Consider the following 17,023-nt stretch of genomic DNA (forward strand, 5'->3'; position numbering starts at 1 on the left):
GGAGCCGGAGCACAAGCGCAACCGGCATTCCGGCCAATTCAGCCTCTCCCGGATCTATTCGTCCGCCAGCCCCTTGTGAGCGCAAACGCAATCCCATAAATAAAGGGTCGAAAGGCTCATGGGCGCCCCCTCTCTGCCGCTAATATGAGAGTCGTCAATCTCTACCTTTCGAGCACTTATATGCTGGCAACCCTGACCCTCAAACAGAAAATTCTGGCCACCGTCACTCTGGCCGTCGTTATCTCCTGCCTGCTGGTGGGCTACTTCAGCCAGCGCGCGGCGCAACAACTGATCGAAAAGCGAATGTTCGAGCAGGAGCTGCCCAACCTGACCCAACGGATCAGCAAGGAGATCGAGCAGGATCTCAACGGTATCGCCCGCGCAGCACAACAGCTGGCCACCGACCGCTTCATTCTCGACTGGGTGGATCGGGGCATGCCCAAGGAGCAGGAGCCACTGCTCATCAACCAGCTCAAGGATGTAGCCAACCAGTACGGGCTGGTCACCGCCTCCTTTGCCGATCGCCAGACTGCGGCTTACTACAACCAGGATGGCTTCCTGCGCAACCTCACTCCGGCTCAGGATGCCTGGTTCTATGACTACACCAAGAGCCAGAAGGAGATGACCCTCAGCATCTTCCGCGAGAGCACAGGCGAGATGAAGCTGTTCGTCAACTTCCAGCAGCTCAACGGTCGCGGACTGGCCGGCTTTGCCAAATCCCTCGACGCCATGGTTGCCATGGTGTCCAACTTCCGGCTGGAAGATAGCGGCATCGTCTTTATGGTCGATGGCAGCGGCAAGGTGAAATTGCACCCCGATGCCAGCCGGATAGAGCGTGACAACCTGAGCCAGCTGGCAGGCAGCGACAGTGGCAGCCTGCTGGCCAAACGCCCCTTTGCCGTGATCAGCGCCGAAGTGAATGGCGAGCCCATGGTGCTGGCCAGCAGTTATATCCCGCTGCTCGACTGGTATCTGGTCGTTCAGGTGCCGGAAGCGGAGATCTACGCCGAGCTGGATCAGAACCGCAACCAGATCCTGATGATCTCGCTGGTCATCGCTCTGGCCATGGGGGCTATGGGTATGCTGCTGGCAGGGTCTGTCAGCCGCCCGCTCAACGAGCTGGCGCGCCTGTTCAAGGAGTTGGGCAGCGGTGATGGCGATCTGACCCAGCGCCTCAAGGTGGAGGGCCGCGACGAGCTGAGCCAGGTTGCGACCGGCTTCAACAACTTTGTCGCCAAGATCCACAGCTCCATCGAGCAGGTGGCCAGCAACTCCCGTCAGCTGGCCACGACAGCCAACGAGGTGGCCAGCAAGGCCCAGCTGACCCAGCACAACTGTACCGCCCAGCGCGACCGCACCGTGCAGGTGGCTACCGCCATCCACGAGATGGGGGCCACCGTGAGCGAAATTGCCGGCAACGCCTCGCTGGCGGCGGATGTCGCCAAGCAAGCCAATGATCAGGCGGATGCCGGTGCCCACGTCGTGGCACAGGCCCGTCACGGCATCGTCAGACTCTCCGGGGAAATCGAGCAGGTCGCCGGCGTGATCGAGTCGCTGGCCAGCCAGACCGATTCCATCGGCAGTATCCTCGAGACCATCCGCAGCATCTCGGAGCAAACCAACCTGCTGGCGCTCAACGCGGCCATCGAAGCGGCTCGCGCCGGCGAACAGGGTCGCGGCTTCGCCGTGGTGGCAGACGAAGTGCGCAACCTCGCCAACCGCTCTGCCGCCTCTACCGCCGAGATCCAGGAGATGATCAACCGGCTGCAGGATCAGAGCGCCCGTGCTGTCAGCGCCATGGCTCAGGGCCGCAACCAGAGTCTGGAAGTGGTGGCACAGGCCGATGAAGCCAACGCCGCGCTCGGCCATATCACCGCCCACATCACCCAGATCAACGACATGAACATCCAGGTCGCCACCGCCACCGAGGAGCAGTCGAGCGTGGTCGGCGAGATCAACCGCAACGTTGAAGATATCAACCAGCTCACCATAGAGACTGCCGATATCGCCCACCAGCTCACCGAATCGAGCCGCAGCCTGCAGCAACTCTCTACCCAGCTGGACAAACTGGTTGGCAACTTCCGGCTATAAACGGGGCCATCTGGCACGATAAAAAGGGCGCTGCGGCGCCCTTCCTCATATATCTGTTCACGCAGGCTAAAAACTGGAAAGGGATGTCTTCAACGTCTGATACCCAAAAAGAAAAAGCCGCTCATTCGAGCGGCTTTTTCATGAGACAGGCAGAAGATTACTTTTTCTTCTTGGCCTTGGCGTTCGGCAGGTCGGTGATGGAGCCTTCGAATACTTCGGCTGCCAGACCCACTGACTCGTGCAGAGTCGGGTGAGCGTGGATGGTCAGCGCGATATCTTCGGCGTCAGCACCCATCTCGATGGCCAGACCGATTTCACCCAGCAGTTCACCACCATTGGTACCCACGATGGCACCACCGATGACGCGGCCGCTCTCCTTGTCGAAGATCAGCTTGGTCATGCCGTCGGAGCAGTCGGACGCAATGGCGCGACCGGAAGCAGCCCAGGGGAAGGTGGCGACTTCGAAGTTCAGGCCCTGTTGCTTGGCTTCCTTCTCGGTCAGACCAACCCATGCCATCTCCGGCTCGGTGTAGGCGATGGACGGGATCACTTTCGGGTCGAAGTAGTGCTTCTTGCCGGCGATGACTTCGGCGGCAACGTGACCTTCGTGCACACCTTTGTGAGCCAGCATCGGCTGACCCACGATGTCACCGATGGCGTGGATGTGAGCCACGTTGGTACGCAGCTGCTTGTCCACCTCGATGAAACCGCGCTCGTTGACGGCAACGCCAGCCTTCTCGGCATCCAGCATCTTGCCGTTCGGCACACGACCTACAGCAACCAGTACGTTGTCGTAGCGAACCGGCTCGGCCGGAGCGTGCTTGCCTTCGTAGGAGACGTACAGACCGTCTTCACGGGCTTCAACTGCGGTGACCTTGGTCTCCAGCATGATGTTGAATTTCTTGGCCACACGCTTGGTGTAGATCTTGACGATGTCTTTGTCGGCAGCCGGAACCAGCTGGTCGGCAAATTCCACCACGTCGATCTCGGAACCCAGAGAGGAGTAAACGGTACCCATCTCCAGACCGATGATGCCGCCACCGATAACCAGCAGTTTGCCAGGCACGGTTGTCAGCTCCAGCGCATCGGTAGAGTCCCATACGCGCGGGTCATCGTGGGGGATAAACGGCAGCTTCACCGGACGGGAACCGGCGGCGATGATGGCGTTGTCGAAGGTAACGGTGGTCTTGCCCTCGTCGCCGGTCACTTCCAGGGTGTTCGGGCCGGTAAATTTACCGAAGCCGTTAACAACCTGAACTTTACGCATCTTGGCCATGCCAGCCAGACCGCCGGTCAGCTGGTTGATAACCTTCTCTTTCCACAGACGGATCTTGTCGATGTCGGTCTTGGGTTCGCCGAAGACGATGCCGTGCTCGGCCAGCGCCTTGGCTTCTTCAATCACTTTGGCGACGTGCAGCAGCGCCTTGGAGGGGATGCAGCCCACGTTCAGACAGACGCCACCCAGGGTGGAGTAACGCTCGACGATAATAGTATCCAGACCCAGATCGGCTGCACGGAAAGCAGCGGAATAACCGGCAGGGCCAGCACCCAGTACTACGACCTGGGTTTTGATTTCTTTACTCATCATGACCTCTTTGTCGTTCTTATATCCCCGGACAGCGCAGTCTTATGCCTTCTTTTCGTTGTAAAACAAGGCGGCTGCAGCCGTGAAAAAACGGGGCAAGTTTACGATCATGTTAATGAAATGAGAAGTAAAAAGGGCAGGCTCTGGGCCCGCCCTCTCACTTACAGGACCAGTCGACGAATGTCGGACAACACACCGTTCATGGTGGTGATGAAGCGAGCTCCATCGGCACCATCGATCACGCGGTGGTCGTAGCTCAGAGCCAGCGGCAGCATCAGGCGCGGCGCGAACTCTTTGCCGTTCCACTTCGGCTTCATCTCGGACTTGGAGACACCGAGGATGGCCACTTCCGGCGCGTTGACGATCGGGGTAAAGCTGGTACCGCCGATGCCACCCAGGCTGGAGATGGTGAAGCAACCGCCCTGCATGTCGGCAGCGGTCAGCTTGCCGGCACGGGCCTTCTTGGAGATCTCGGCCAGATCGCGAGACAGCTCCATGATGCCCTTCTTGTTAACATCGCGTACCACGGGCACAACCAGACCGTTGGGGGTATCAACCGCCACACCGATATGGATGTACTTCTTCATGATCAGCTTGCTGCCATCTTCGGACAGGGAGCTGCAGAAGCGCGGGTGAGCTTCCAGCGCCTTGGCGGCGGCTTTCAGGATGAACACCAGCGGGGTGATCTTCACATCCGACTTCTGCTTCTCGAGCATCGCGTTCTGCTCTTTGCGGAACGCTTCCAGCTCGGTGGTATCGGCTTCGTCGAACTGGGTGACATGAGGGATCATGACCCAGTTGCGGTGCAGGTTCGGACCGGAGATCTTCTGGATACGGGTCAGATCGACCTCTTCCACATCACCGAACTTGCTGAAATCGACCTTCGGCCACGCCAGCACGCTCATGCCGTTGCCAGTGCCGGTACCGGCAGCCGGTGCAGACTCGGCGCGCTTGATGGCATCCTTCACGTAGGCTTGCACGTCTTCTTTGACGATGCGGCCCTTGCGACCGGAGGCTTTTACCTTGGCCAGGTTGACGCCAAACTCGCGCGCCAGACGGCGTACTGCCGGGGAAGCGTGCACGTAAGCGTCGTTGGCAACGAAATCGGTCGCAGCGGCAGCAGCCTGGGCAACCGGAGCCGGAGCTGCGGCAACAGGTGCTGCAGCGACCGGCGCGGCAGCTTGAGCCACCGGTGCGGCAGCAGGGGCAGCGCCAGCCACTTCGAAGACCATGATCAGGGAACCGGTGGAGACCTTGTCACCCGCCTTCACCTTGATCTCTTTGACCACACCGGCGAACGGCGCAGGCACTTCCATGGAGGCCTTGTCACCTTCCACGGCGATCAGGGACTGATCGGCTTCAACCTTGTCACCCACGGCAACCATGATCTCGGTGACTTCCACTTCGTCGCCACCGATATCCGGTACGTTGACCTCTTTGGCAGCAGCGGCAACCGGGGCAGCAGCCACGGGCGCAGCGGCTTGAGCCGGAGCAGCAACGGCAGCAGGCGCAGCGCCAGCCACTTCAAACACCATCACCAGGGAACCGGTAGAGACCTTGGCGCCAGCGGCAACCTTGATCTCGACCACGCGACCGGCGAACGGTGCAGGCACTTCCATGGAGGCCTTGTCACCTTCCACGGCGATGATGGACTGGTCGGCTTCAACCATGTCGCCCACGGCAACCATGATCTCTGTGACTTCCACTTCGTCACCACCGATGTCCGGTACATTGACATCTTTGCGAGCGGCAGCGACCGGTGCGGCAGCCGGAGCAGCAGCAACAGGAGCGGCCACTTCTGCAGGAGCAGCAGCGCCTTCAGCTTCGAAGATCATGATCTGGGAACCGGTGGCAACCTTGTCGCCCACCTTGATCAGGATCTCTTTGACGATACCGGCAGACGGAGCCGGTACTTCCATGGAGGCCTTGTCGCCTTCTACCGCGATGATGGACTGGTCCAGCTCGACCTTGTCACCCACGGCCACCATGATCTCGGTGACTTCAACTTCATCGGCGCCGATATCCGGCACCATAATCTGTTTGGACATTGTGCTTTATCCTCTTGCGTCGATCCGCGTAACTGGCTGATACCGCCACGCACATCTCGCGTTAACCGTTTTAAACCCTGGCAAGGTCGCGCCGCATGACGGCGCGACCCTTGATCCACTTACGCGTACAGCGGGTTGACCTTGTCGGCATCGATGCCGTACTTGGCGATGGCATCGGCCACAACCTGCTTGTCGATCTCGCCGCGCTTGGCCAGTTCGGTCAGGGCAGCAACCACCACGTAGAACTCGTTCACTTCGAAGTGACGACGCAGGTTGGCGCGGCTGTCGGAACGGCCGTAACCGTCGGTACCCAGCACGCGGTAGTTCTCGGTCGGAACGAAGGCACGAACCTGATCGGCGAAGGACTTCATGTAGTCGGTCGCGGCGATGGTGGCTTCGGAACCCAGTACCTGAGCGATGTACGGTACGCGGGCATCGCTAGTCGGGTGCAGCATGTTCCAGCGATCCGCGTCCTGACCATCACGGGCCAGCTCGTTGAAGGAGGTGACGCTGAACACATCGGAACCGATGCCATATTCGCTTGCCAGGATCTGGGCGGCGGTACGCACATGACCCAGGATGGAACCACAACCCAGCAGCTGAACTTTCGCCTTGGCACCGGCTACGGATTCCAGCTTGTAGATACCCTTGCGGATGCCTTCCTCGGCGCCTTCCGGCATGGCCGGCATGGCATAGTTCTCGTTCAGGGTGGTGATGTAGTAGAACACGTTCTCCGGGTTCTCACCGTACATGCGACGCAGGCCGTCCTGTACGATCACCGCCACTTCATAGGCGTAGGATGGGTCGTAGGAGATGCAGTTCGGGATGGTGTTCGCCAGGATGTGGCTGTGACCATCTTCGTGCTGCAGACCTTCACCGTTCAGGGTAGTACGACCGGAGGTCGCACCCAGCAGGAAGCCACGGGCTTGCTGGTCACCGGCTGCCCACGCCATGTCGCCGATCCGCTGGAAGCCGAACATGGAGTAGTAGATGTAGAACGGGATCATCGGGCAATCGTTGGTGCTGTAAGAGGTCGCAGCAGCCAGCCAGGAGGACATGGCGCCCAGCTCGTTGATACCGTCTTGCAGAACCTGACCCTGCTTGTCTTCCTTGTAATAGGAGACGATGTCGCGGTCTTGCGGGGTGTACTGCTGACCGTGCGGGCTGTAGATACCGATCTGGCGGAACAGACCTTCCATACCGAAGGTACGGGCTTCGTCAGCCAGGATCGGCACGATGCGCTTGCCGATGGACTTGTCTTTCAGCATCACGTTCAGGGAACGCACGAACGCCATGGTGGTGGAGATTTCGCGCGCCTGTTCACCCAGCAGCGGAGCGAAGGCATCCAGCGCCGGGATTTCCAGCTTGTCGGTGCTCTCGCGCAGACGGGTCGGCAGGTAGCCTTTCAGGGCCGCACGGCGAGCGTGCAGGTATTTGTGCTCTTCACTGCCCGCTTCGATCTTCAGGTAAGGCAGGTCAGCCAGCTGCTCGTCGGCCACCGGCAGGTTGAAGCGGTCACGCAGGTGACGCACGGAGTCCAGCTCCATCTTCTTGACCTGGTGAGCGATGTTCTTGCCTTCGGCCGCTTCGCCCATGCCGTAACCCTTGATGGTCTTGGCCAGGATAACAGTCGGCTTGCCCTTGGTCTGAGTCGCTTTGTTGAATGCAGCGAACAGTTTGCGAGGATCGTGACCACCGCGGTTCAGGGCGAAGATCTCCTCGTCGGTCATGTCTTTGACCAGCGCGGCAGTTTCCGGGTAACGGTTGAAGAAGTTCTCGCGGATGTAGGCACCGTCGCGGGACTTCATGGTCTGATAGTCACCGTCCACGGTCTCGTTCATCAGCTGGATCAGCTTGCCAGAGGTATCCTTGCGCAGCAGCTCATCCCACTTGCGACCCCAGATAACCTTGGTCACGTCCCAGCCGGCGCCGGCGAACAGGCCTTCCAGCTCGTTGATGACCTTGCCGTTACCGACAACCGGACCATCCAGACGCTGCAGGTTGCAGTTGACCACGAATACCAGGTTGTCGAGCTTTTCACGCACGGCAACGGTCAGGGCGCCTTTGGCTTCCGGCTCGTCCATCTCGCCGTCACCCAGGAAGGCGTAAACGGTCTGCTCGGAGCAATCCTTGATGCCACGGTCGGTCAGGTACTTCAGGAAGCGAGCCTGATAGATGGCGGCGATGGGGCCCAGACCCATGGATACGGTCGGGAACTGCCAGAAATCCGGCATCAGTTTCGGGTGCGGGTAGGAAGGGATACCCTTGCCATCCACTTCCTGACGGAAGTTATCCAGCTGCTCTTCGGTCAGACGACCTTCGGCGAAGGCACGGGCATAGATACCCGGGGAGATGTGACCCTGGAAGTAAACCAGGTCACCACCATCCTTCTCGTTGCGAGCACGGAAGAAGTGGTTGAAGCAGACATCATAGATGGTCGCAGAAGAAGCGAAGGAAGACATGTGACCGCCCAGGTCCAGGTCTTTCTTGGAGGCGCGCAGCACGATCATCATGGCGTTCCAGCGGATGATGGCGCGAATGCGACGCTCCATCTCCAGATCGCCCGGGTAGTCCGGCTCTTCGCTGGACGGGATAGTGTTGATGTAATCGCGGTTTGCCTTGGCAGCCACGTCCACACCGCTTGCGCGGGCTTTCTCGGCCAACTGTTCAAGGATGAACTGAGCGCGTTGGGGACCCTCTTCACGCAGCAGGGATTCCAGAGAGGCAAGCCACTCCAGCGTTTCTATCGGGTCCACATCGTTCTTCAGGATATCAGACATGGCTGGTTCCTATTTTGTTGTGATTGCACGGCATTGCACGGCGAAGGGCGCAAGCATTCGACAATAAAGCCTTGTGGGATTAGTTTTCCTGCTGACGGATCCGACGCATGGATCGCTGGATCCGGCTGTCTTCCCTCTGCATATCCAACAAGGTGTCCTCGATAAAGGCCAGATGCTCATGACAAGCTGTTCTGGCCCGCTCCGGAGCCCCCGACAGGATGGCTTCGATCAGATTCGCACGATGGCGTCGGATCTTGGCTACCACTCCCGGGCGGCGATTCAAAATCTCGTTATTTCTCAGAATGTTCTGCTCAAGCATCGGGCTCATGGCCCGCAGCAGATGCAGCAGCACCACATTGTGGGACGCCTCGGCCACAGCCAGATAAAACTGGGTAACGGCTGCCGATTCGGCCACCAGCGAACCTAACTGGCCCGCCTCTTCGATGGTGGTCTGCACCTGACGAATGCGTTCGAAATCAGCACCGGTACCCCGCAACGCAGCATAGTAGGCGCAGATGCCTTCCAGCGCGTGACGAAACTCCAGCAGGTCATACTGGGCTTCCGGGTGAGTGCTGAGCAGTTCGAACAGGGGATCTGCGATCCCCTTGCTCAGGGCATTCTGCACATAAGTGCCACCGCCCTGACGGCGATAGAGCAACCCGCGAGCTTCAAGTCGCTGGATGGCTTCGCGCAGTGATGGGCGCGATACCTGAAACTGGATGGCGAGTTCGCGTTCGGGAGGCAATTTCTGCCCCGGCTGCAAACTTCCTTCCAGAATCATCTGTTCCAGCTCGGCGACAATGGAGTCGGCCAACTTGGGTTGCGTAATCTTGCGATAGGGCATGAGGCTACTTTGTTAAATTGGTATTACCAATTTCATGAATGGGGCGAAAATTAGCAGAGGCCTTGTCAAAAGTCCACTCAAAAGATGATCTGAATCAAGAATCACCACCACCCAATAAGAGGTAAAGCGGGGTAAATATGATTTGGCTCATAGAAATTGGTCTTACCAATATTCTTGAGCAAGCTCACAAATAACATTTGTGCAACTACAAACAAAAATGACCTGCCATAGAGGCAAGCCATTGATTTTAAAATCCAAACTGAATTTGAATATTCACTTTAACTATTGAGCATCTCGCGGAAGCGTGACCACTGAAAGCTCTCCCCCGGATCCGTTTTACGCCCTGGCGCGATATCGCAGTGGCCAACAATTTTTTCCATGGTGACCGCCGGGTAACGGGCGGAGATGGCTCGGGTGAGCCCCGCCAGTGCGAAATATTGAGCATCTGTATAGGGGGTTTCGTCCGTCCCCTCCAGCTCAATGCCGATGGAGAAATCATTGCAGGCCTCCCTCCCCTGCCAGCTCGATACCCCGGCGTGCCAGGCGCGCGCGCCAAACGGCACATACTGCACCAGCTCGCCATCGCGGCGGATCAGGCAGTGGGCCGAGACCCGCAGCTGATGGATAGCGGCAAAATAGGGGTGAGCCTCGGGATCAAGCCGTCCCATAAAGAGATCGTCGATAAAGGGGCCACCAAACTCCCCCGGCGGCAGGCTGATGCCATGCACCACCAGCAGGGAAATATCGTCCGGCGCAGCCCGTTTGTTGTGATGGGGAGAAGGAACCCGGCGAGCCTGCTGGCACCAGCCGGCATCATCGATGGAAAAAATGGGGTCAGAATGGGTCATCGGCTACTCGATACGAGTTGAACAGAAAAGCGCGATCCGGGCAGGCATCTTGTCACCAAGCCGCTGAATCAGTGGAAAATTGTGTGTTAGGCTGAGTCATCTTCCGCTCGCAATGGATGGGATATGCAGCACACGGCACGCTGGATGTGGTTACTGGCCTGGCTCTCTCTGATGGGTCTGCTGACCCTCTATTTTCACTCCCGCAGCCAACCCAGCGTCACCGCCAGCGGCGAACTGTTGCTGCAAGCCGACCAGAGCGGCCACTATCGTCTGGAGGGTGCCATCAACGGCCACCCGGTGCAACTGCTGCTCGATACCGGCGCCACCCGTGTCACCATCCCGCAGCAGGTTGCCGAGCGGCTGGGTCTGACAGCCCGCGGCAGCAGCCAGGTCAACACGGCGGCGGGTCAGATCCGGGTCGGCAACGGTACCATCGAAACGCTGGCGATGGGGCCATTGACCTTGTACGATTTGGCCATCTTTATCAATCCGGCGGCTGAGGGCGACGAGGTGCTGGTTGGCATGAACGCCCTAGGCCGGCTGGAGCTGGTTCAAAAAGAGCGGCAACTGCTGCTCAGACCCTTGCAGGAATAAGGCATGTTTCAACAGGATGTCAGCCGCGCCGTACGCGCCGCACTACTCGAAGATCTGGGCGATGCCCTCACTACGCTCGACCAACCGGACCCCAGCGCCGATATCACGGCCCAGCTGATCCCGGCCGACCGGATAGCCAGCGCCCGGGTGATCACCCGTGAAGCCGGAGTATTCTGCGGACAGCCATGGGTCGACGAAGTGTTCGTACAACTCGGCGGATACGTGAAGGTGGAGTGGAAGGTGCAGGATGGCGAGGTGATCTCCCCCAATCAGGAGCTGTTCCGCCTCCATGGCCCTGCCCGCTTGCTGCTGACCGGCGAGCGCAATGCGCTCAACTTCGTCCAGACCCTCTCCGGAGTTGCCACCCTCACCGCTCGCTATGTCGCCGAGCTGGAGGAGACCGACTGCCGGCTGCTCGACACCCGCAAGACTATCCCGGGCCTGCGCACGGCACAGAAGTACGCCGTCACCTGTGGCGGCGGCAAGAACCACCGCATCGGTCTCTATGACGCCTACCTGATCAAGGAAAACCATATTCTCGCCTGCGGCGGCATCGCCGAAGCGATTAATGAGGCTCGTCATCTCAATCCGGGCAAACCGGTAGAGGTGGAGGTCGAATCGCTGGCCGAGCTGGAGCAGGCGCTGGCAGCCAACGCCGATATCGTGATGCTGGACAACTTCGATGTTGCCATGATGCGTGAGGCTGTCGCCATCAATCAGGGCTGCGCCAAGCTGGAGGTCTCCGGTAATGTCACCCTCGATACCTTGGCCGAATTTGCCGCCACTGGCGTCGATTTTATCTCGGTCGGGGCGCTGACCAAGCATGTGCGGGCACTGGATCTCTCGATGCGCTTTCTCTGACAGGAAGATGCACGCAACTCCTTAGTGAACGGGAAGATAGATAACAGATCATGGACTTGCAAAAGGCGCCTCAGGCGCCTTTTCTTTATGGCAGGAACCCTCAGCATAAGGAGTGTGATGGCGGGCCCTTTACAACTAGCAAAAAGAGTCGATAGAAACTGCTTGCTATATGATTTTCATCATGTTTTTAGCAAATGATAGAAAAGTGGTTAACAAAGGCAGCGATCTCTGTTGCCACCCTTGATAGCTCGGATAAGATACTGACGTGTGGATGATTTTCCATCGGCACTTCCCAGGAACCAAGGACAAAAGGATATTTGAAATGAAGAAACAATCAGGTTTTACCCTTATCGAACTGATGATCGTTGTGGCGATCGTGGCGATTCTGGCGGCAGTAGCACTACCGGCTTATCAGAACTACACAAATAAGGCTCGTTTCACTCAGGCAGTGTCAGCTGCTGGCGGGCTCAAGACGGAAGCCGAAGTCTGTTTCCAAACTACTGGCGCGTTTGGATGCCCTGCCTTACTTGCCAGCGCAGCAGCGCCAACAGGCGTTAGTCTAACAATCACAGGGGCATCAAGCACAGCAACAAGCCTAACTATCACCAGCACAATGACAAATCCATCTGGAGCATATCAGCTGGCAGCTAGTTCCGCGAATGGAGCCGTGACATGGACTGCAACCTGCAACCCAACCACTCTCTGTAATTAATGACCTCGAGCCCCAATAGCGGCCTGGCATTAAGCCTGGCCGCCTCTTCGCTGATCAGTGAAGAGGACTCCCAGCGCTATCTGAGCCAAGCCAAGGCTCAGCGTAAACCCTTTGTAACCTTCTTGATCGAGAATGAGATCCTTGAGAGCAAGGCTCTTGCCGATTTTTGCGAGCTGGAGTATGGGGTACCTCTGCTGGATCTTGCAGCCTTCGATTTGGCCGAGATCCCGCAGAAGTACCTCAATCAGAAGCTGATTGAAAAGCACCATGTCCTGCCCATATACACTCAGGGGCACACTCTCTATATCGCCATGTCGGATCCGACCAATGTGTCGGCGCTGGAAGATTTCGGATTCAGCTTTGGCCTGCATACAGAGGCGCTGCTGGTCGAAGAGAACAAACTCACAGCGGCAATAGGAAAATTGCTGGAGAGTGAGAATGATGCCCTCGGGATGGAGGATATCGATGAATCTGAAATCTCCGACCTCGAAGTATCCGATGAGAGCAGTCGACTGGATGAAAGCGTCAACACCGCCGATGATGACGCCCCAATAGTCAAATACATCAACAAAATCATGATGGATGCCATCAAGCGTGGCGCCTCTGACCTGCACTTTGAGCCCTACGAACAGAAATACCGCATTCGCTTTCGCATCGATGGCATCCTGCATGAAGTGGCAACGCCACCAGTCAATCTGGCCAACCGTTTCTCCGCACGCCTAAAAGTAATGGCACGCCTCGATATCGCTGAACGGCGGCTGCCACAGGATGGTCGCATCAAGCTCAAGCTGTCGCGTAACAAGTCGATGGATATGCGGGTCAACACCCTGCCAACCATGTGGGGCGAGAAGATCGTTATCCGTCTGCTCGACTCTTCGGCTGCCCGCCTCAACATTGAACAACTCGGTTTTGATGACCGGCAAAAGGCGCAATATCTGCGTGCACTCTCGAAACCTCAAGGCATGATCCTGGTCACCGGCCCGACCGGTTCGGGTAAAACAGTCTCTCTCTACACCGGCCTGAACATTCTCAACACCACTGAGGTCAATATTTCTACCGCGGAAGATCCGGTGGAGATCAACTTGCCCGGCGTCAATCAGGTGCAGGTCAACCCCAAGGCAGGGCTGACCTTTGCCAGTGCCCTGCGATCCTTTCTGCGGCAAGACCCGGATGTGGTAATGGTGGGTGAAATTCGCGATCTCGAAACCGCAGAGATTGCCATCAAGGCCGCCCAGACCGGCCACTTGGTGCTATCCACCCTGCACACCAACTCCGCCGCCGAAACCCTCACCCGGATGATGAACATGGGGGTGCCAGCCTTTAATATCGCCTCCTCGGTGACCCTGATCATGGCCCAGCGGCTTGCACGCAAACTGTGTGACCACTGCAAGGCTCCCGAAGTAGTGCCGGAAGCAGAATTACTGGAGCTTGGTTTTACTCAGCAGCAACTGGCGGCGGGGCTGCGACTGTTCAAACCGGTCGGCTGCAAGGAGTGCTCTGGTGGATACAAGGGGCGGGTCGGTATCTACGAGATCATGCTGATGTCGGAAAACATCGCAAAGCTAATCATGCAGGGCGCCAATTCACTACAGATCGCGGCGATAGCCCAGAAAGAAGGGATGCGCACCTTGCGTATGTCAGGATTGGAAAAGGCTCGCCTTGGCGTCACCAGTCTGGCAGAGGTCAACCGGGTGACAACGAATTGATTGCTCATCCCGATAGCAAGCATCAGAGTGCATAAACACGGGTAAAAGATATTGACCGGGTAGCTGTCAGCCGCTTAGGCAAAACATCAAATCCGACGGTTCAGGGGTTATCCTCTTCCCTCCAGTCCATTTGCAGGATGCATCGATGGCAACGCTGACCAAGAAAACCAATGCCCCAAAAAAAGTCTTCGCCTTTCGCTGGCAAGGGGTAAACCGCAAAGGACAAAAAGTCTCTGGCGAGCTTCAGGCCGAGAACATTGCCACTGTGAAGGCCGAGCTGCGCAAGCAGGGCGTCAACGTCACCAAGGTTGCCAAGAAGAGTCAGGGGCTCTTCTCCAAGGGCGGCGCCAAGATCAAACCGATGGATATTGCCATCGTCTCGCGCCAGATCACTACCATGCTCTCCGCCGGTGTCCCTCTGGTACAAAGCCTGCAAATCATCGCCCGCAGTCACGAAAAGGCATCCATGCGCGAACTGATGGGGGAGATAGCCGCCGATGTCGAAACCGGGACCCCGATGTCGGAAGCGCTGCGCCGTCATCCTCTCTATTTCGATGACCTCTATTGCGATTTGGTGGAAGCTGGCGAGCAGTCCGGCGCACTGGAAACCATCTATGACCGCATTGCCACCTATCGGGAAAAATCAGAAGCGCTCAAGTCGAAGATCAAAAAGGCGATGTTCTACCCAACCATGGTTATCCTGGTTGCGATTGTCGTTACCTCTATCCTGTTGCTATTCGTCATCCCCCAATTCGAGGATATCTTCAAGAGCTTTGGCGCCGAGCTGCCGGTGTTCACACAGTTTGTCATCGGCATCTCCCGCTTTATGCAGAACTGGTGGTATGTCTTCTTTGGTGGCACGGCCCTTGGCATCTTCCTTTACGTGCGGGCCTGGCGGGCCTCCCAAAAGGTAAAAGACAATACCGACAAGTTTGTGCTCACTATTCCGGTAGTCGGGATGATCCTGCACAAAGCAGCCATGGCCCGCTTTGCCCGCACCCTTTCCACCACCTTCTCGGCCGGTATCCCGCTGGTAGATGCACTTATCTCGGCAGCCGGCGCCTCCGGTAACTATGTCTATCGCACCGCAGTGATGGCCATTCGCAACGAGGTGGTAGCCGGTATGCAGATCAACGTGGCGATGCGTACCGTCGATCTTTTCCCCGACATGGTGATCCAGATGGTGATGATCGGCGAGGAGTCCGGCGCCATCGATGATATGCTCTCCAAAGTCGCCACCATCTTCGAACAGGAGGTAGACGACCTGGTCGATGGCCTCACCAGCCTGCTGGAACCTCTTATCATGGTAGTTTTGGGGGTGCTGGTTGGTGGCATGGTTATCGCTATGTACCTGCCCATCTTCAAACTTGGCGATGTGGTAGGTTGATTCATGAGGGCATGGCGCCATAGTCATACCCTCCCCCTCATTTAATGACTGACGGTTGGTTATGACACTTCTTCTCGAGCTGGCTCACGGATTGCCCTGGCTCTACTTCTCGCTGGTTTTTATCTTCTCCCTGATGATCGGCAGTTTTCTCAACGTAGTGATCCACCGCCTGCCCATCATACTGGAACGGGAATGGCAGGCAGAATATCGCAGCTACTTCACCCCTGAGGAAGAGCTAGCATCGCCCCCCCGCTACAACCTGATGGTACCGCGATCGGCCTGCCCCCATTGCGGCCATGCCATCACTGCACTGGAAAACATCCCGCTGTTGAGCTGGCTCTGGCTCAAGGGACGCTGCAGTGAATGCCAAGCCCCTATTTCGGCCCGCTATCCGCTGGTTGAACTGCTGACAGCGCTGCTCTCGGTGGCCGTATCCATGGTGATTTCACCGGGTTGGGGTACCCTTGCTGCCCTGCTGCTGACCTGGGTATTGGTGGCCCTCACCTTTATCGATCTCGACAAGATGTTGCTGCCAGACCAGCTCACCCTGCCGCTGCTGTGGGGCGGTTTGCTGTTCAACCTGAGCGGTGGTTTTGCACCGCTTGCTGATGCTGTGATCGGTGCCATGGCAGGATATCTGGTGCTCTGGAGCCTCTACTGGGCTTTCAAACTGCTGACCGGCAAGGAAGGGATGGGCTATGGCGACTTCAAGTTGCTGGCGGCACTGGGAGCCTGGCTCGGTTGGCAGGCACTGCCGATCATACTGCTGCTCTCATCTTTGGTTGGTGCCATCATCGGCATCTCGCTCATTGCCCTGCGCAAACACCATCAGGGTAACCCCATCCCCTTTGGCCCCTACCTCGCCATCGCGGGCTGGATTGCGCTGCTATGGGGCGATACCATCACCCGCTGGTATCTCACCACCATCCTCTGAGAAAGGCGCTCTGACTCATGTATGTAGTTGCAATAACCGGCGGCATCGGCAGCGGCAAGACGACGATTGCCAACCAGTTTGCCGAGCTGGGTATCGAAGTCGTGGATGCCGATGTAATTGCCCGCGAGATCGTTGATCCCGGCACCCCGGCTCTCGCAGCCATCACCGACCACTTTGGCCCTGATGTCATCACCCCCGACGGTCAGCTGGATCGCCGCCGCCTGCGCGAACAGGTCTTCAGTGATCCGTCGGCCAAAACATGGCTCAATGCCCTGCTCCACCCCCTCATTCGCAGCGAGATGCAGCGCCAGTGCGCCGCAGCCCGCTCCCCCTACTGTCTGCTGGTCGTGCCGCTGCTGGTGGAAAACAAGCTCACCGGCCTGGTCAATAGGGTACTAGTAGTCGATGTGGATGAAGTGACCCAGATCGAGCGCACCTGCCGCCGGGATGGCGTTACCGCCGAGCAGGCCAAGGCCATCATCGCGGCACAGGCGAGCCGGTCGGAGCGCCTGGCCGCGGCGGATGATGTCATCGAGAACCTCAATGGCAGAGAAATGGCGATAAAAGCGCGGATTTTAACGCTGCACGAAACATATCTGGCATTTGCCTCTCAACAAGCTGGTTAACAGTGAG

The 17,023-nt window shown here is 57.9% G+C and carries 13 protein-coding genes; 8 read left to right on the forward strand and 5 right to left on the reverse strand.

Going from position 1 to position 17,023, the window contains the following annotated elements; all coding sequences use genetic code 11:
- Positions 1 to 180: 180 nt before the first annotated feature.
- Positions 181 to 2,091: a methyl-accepting chemotaxis protein gene (locus tag AACS24_RS12230; protein WP_108570840.1), complete on the forward strand. Its 1,911-nt coding sequence runs from the start codon at positions 181 to 183 to the stop codon at positions 2,089 to 2,091.
- 157 nt (positions 2,092 to 2,248) lie between these two features.
- Here the strand turns inward: AACS24_RS12230 and lpdA are convergent, their stop codons facing one another.
- The 5 genes from lpdA to ampD form a co-directional block, all read right to left on the reverse strand.
- Positions 2,249 to 3,676 (reverse strand): dihydrolipoyl dehydrogenase, encoded by a 1,428-nt coding sequence (gene lpdA, locus AACS24_RS12235; RefSeq protein WP_108570841.1) that lies wholly within the window; start codon positions 3,674 to 3,676, stop codon positions 2,249 to 2,251.
- 161 nt (positions 3,677 to 3,837) lie between these two features.
- A complete protein-coding gene (gene aceF / locus AACS24_RS12240) occupies positions 3,838 to 5,724 on the reverse strand; it encodes a pyruvate dehydrogenase complex dihydrolipoyllysine-residue acetyltransferase (RefSeq protein ID WP_108570842.1) in 1,887 nt (628 codons plus the stop codon).
- Between the two features lie 119 nt (positions 5,725 to 5,843).
- On the reverse strand, positions 5,844 to 8,504 hold the full coding sequence (aceE, locus tag AACS24_RS12245) for a pyruvate dehydrogenase (acetyl-transferring), homodimeric type (protein WP_108570843.1): 2,661 nt from the start codon (positions 8,502 to 8,504) through the stop codon (positions 5,844 to 5,846).
- 79 nt (positions 8,505 to 8,583) lie between these two features.
- Entirely contained in the window at positions 8,584 to 9,348 is a 765-nt protein-coding gene (gene pdhR / locus AACS24_RS12250) for a pyruvate dehydrogenase complex transcriptional repressor PdhR (RefSeq protein WP_033115373.1), read from the reverse strand.
- 278 nt (positions 9,349 to 9,626) lie between these two features.
- Entirely contained in the window at positions 9,627 to 10,196 is a 570-nt protein-coding gene (ampD, locus tag AACS24_RS12255; RefSeq protein ID WP_108570844.1) for a 1,6-anhydro-N-acetylmuramyl-L-alanine amidase AmpD, read from the reverse strand.
- Between the two features lie 123 nt (positions 10,197 to 10,319).
- On the opposite strand from ampD, the gene AACS24_RS12260 reads away from it, so the two are divergent.
- The 7 genes from AACS24_RS12260 (at position 10,320) to coaE (ending at position 17,016) form a co-directional block, all read left to right on the forward strand.
- Entirely contained in the window at positions 10,320 to 10,790 is a 471-nt protein-coding gene (locus AACS24_RS12260) for a retropepsin-like aspartic protease family protein (RefSeq protein ID WP_041210672.1), read from the forward strand.
- Between the two features lie 3 nt (positions 10,791 to 10,793).
- On the forward strand, positions 10,794 to 11,651 hold the full coding sequence (nadC, locus tag AACS24_RS12265; protein WP_108570845.1) for a carboxylating nicotinate-nucleotide diphosphorylase: 858 nt from the start codon (positions 10,794 to 10,796) through the stop codon (positions 11,649 to 11,651).
- Between the two features lie 322 nt (positions 11,652 to 11,973).
- Positions 11,974 to 12,363: a pilin gene (locus AACS24_RS12270; protein ID WP_108570846.1), complete on the forward strand. Its 390-nt coding sequence runs from the start codon at positions 11,974 to 11,976 to the stop codon at positions 12,361 to 12,363.
- On the forward strand, positions 12,363 to 14,069 hold the full coding sequence (gene tapB / locus AACS24_RS12275; protein ID WP_033115377.1) for a PilB family type IVa pilus assembly ATPase TapB: 1,707 nt from the start codon (positions 12,363 to 12,365) through the stop codon (positions 14,067 to 14,069). Before AACS24_RS12270 ends, tapB begins: the two co-directional genes overlap by 1 nt.
- Positions 14,070 to 14,214: 145 nt before the next feature.
- Positions 14,215 to 15,456: a type II secretion system F family protein gene (locus tag AACS24_RS12280; protein WP_033115378.1), complete on the forward strand. Its 1,242-nt coding sequence runs from the start codon at positions 14,215 to 14,217 to the stop codon at positions 15,454 to 15,456.
- Between the two features lie 61 nt (positions 15,457 to 15,517).
- A complete protein-coding gene (locus tag AACS24_RS12285) occupies positions 15,518 to 16,390 on the forward strand; it encodes a prepilin peptidase (RefSeq protein ID WP_108570847.1) in 873 nt (290 codons plus the stop codon).
- Positions 16,391 to 16,407: 17 nt separating this feature from the next.
- Positions 16,408 to 17,016 (forward strand): dephospho-CoA kinase, encoded by a 609-nt coding sequence (coaE, locus tag AACS24_RS12290; protein ID WP_108570848.1) that lies wholly within the window; start codon positions 16,408 to 16,410, stop codon positions 17,014 to 17,016.
- Positions 17,017 to 17,023: the final 7 nt, after the last annotated feature.

Origin of the sequence: Aeromonas sp. HMWF016 (assembly GCF_963878195.1) — a bacterium.
In the GTDB taxonomy this organism is placed as follows: Bacteria; Pseudomonadota; Gammaproteobacteria; order Enterobacterales; family Aeromonadaceae; genus Aeromonas; species Aeromonas lacus.

What these genes read in the sequence shown, in the direction of transcription:
- AACS24_RS12230 (WP_108570840.1), top strand. Translation starts at nt 181, where the DNA reads ATGCTGGCAACCCTGACCCTCAAACAGAAAATTCTGGCCACCGTCACT.
- lpdA (WP_108570841.1), bottom strand. Translation starts at nt 3,676, where the DNA reads ATGAGTAAAGAAATCAAAACCCAGGTCGTAGTACTGGGTGCTGGCCCT.
- aceF (WP_108570842.1), bottom strand. Translation starts at nt 5,724, where the DNA reads ATGTCCAAACAGATTATGGTGCCGGATATCGGCGCCGATGAAGTTGAA.
- aceE (WP_108570843.1), bottom strand. Translation starts at nt 8,504, where the DNA reads ATGTCTGATATCCTGAAGAACGATGTGGACCCGATAGAAACGCTGGAG.
- pdhR (WP_033115373.1), bottom strand. Translation starts at nt 9,348, where the DNA reads ATGCCCTATCGCAAGATTACGCAACCCAAGTTGGCCGACTCCATTGTC.
- ampD (WP_108570844.1), bottom strand. Translation starts at nt 10,196, where the DNA reads ATGACCCATTCTGACCCCATTTTTTCCATCGATGATGCCGGCTGGTGC.
- AACS24_RS12260 (WP_041210672.1), top strand. Translation starts at nt 10,320, where the DNA reads ATGCAGCACACGGCACGCTGGATGTGGTTACTGGCCTGGCTCTCTCTG.
- nadC (WP_108570845.1), top strand. Translation starts at nt 10,794, where the DNA reads ATGTTTCAACAGGATGTCAGCCGCGCCGTACGCGCCGCACTACTCGAA.
- AACS24_RS12270 (WP_108570846.1), top strand. Translation starts at nt 11,974, where the DNA reads ATGAAGAAACAATCAGGTTTTACCCTTATCGAACTGATGATCGTTGTG.
- tapB (WP_033115377.1), top strand. Translation starts at nt 12,363, where the DNA reads ATGACCTCGAGCCCCAATAGCGGCCTGGCATTAAGCCTGGCCGCCTCT.
- AACS24_RS12280 (WP_033115378.1), top strand. Translation starts at nt 14,215, where the DNA reads ATGGCAACGCTGACCAAGAAAACCAATGCCCCAAAAAAAGTCTTCGCC.
- AACS24_RS12285 (WP_108570847.1), top strand. Translation starts at nt 15,518, where the DNA reads ATGACACTTCTTCTCGAGCTGGCTCACGGATTGCCCTGGCTCTACTTC.
- coaE (WP_108570848.1), top strand. Translation starts at nt 16,408, where the DNA reads ATGTATGTAGTTGCAATAACCGGCGGCATCGGCAGCGGCAAGACGACG.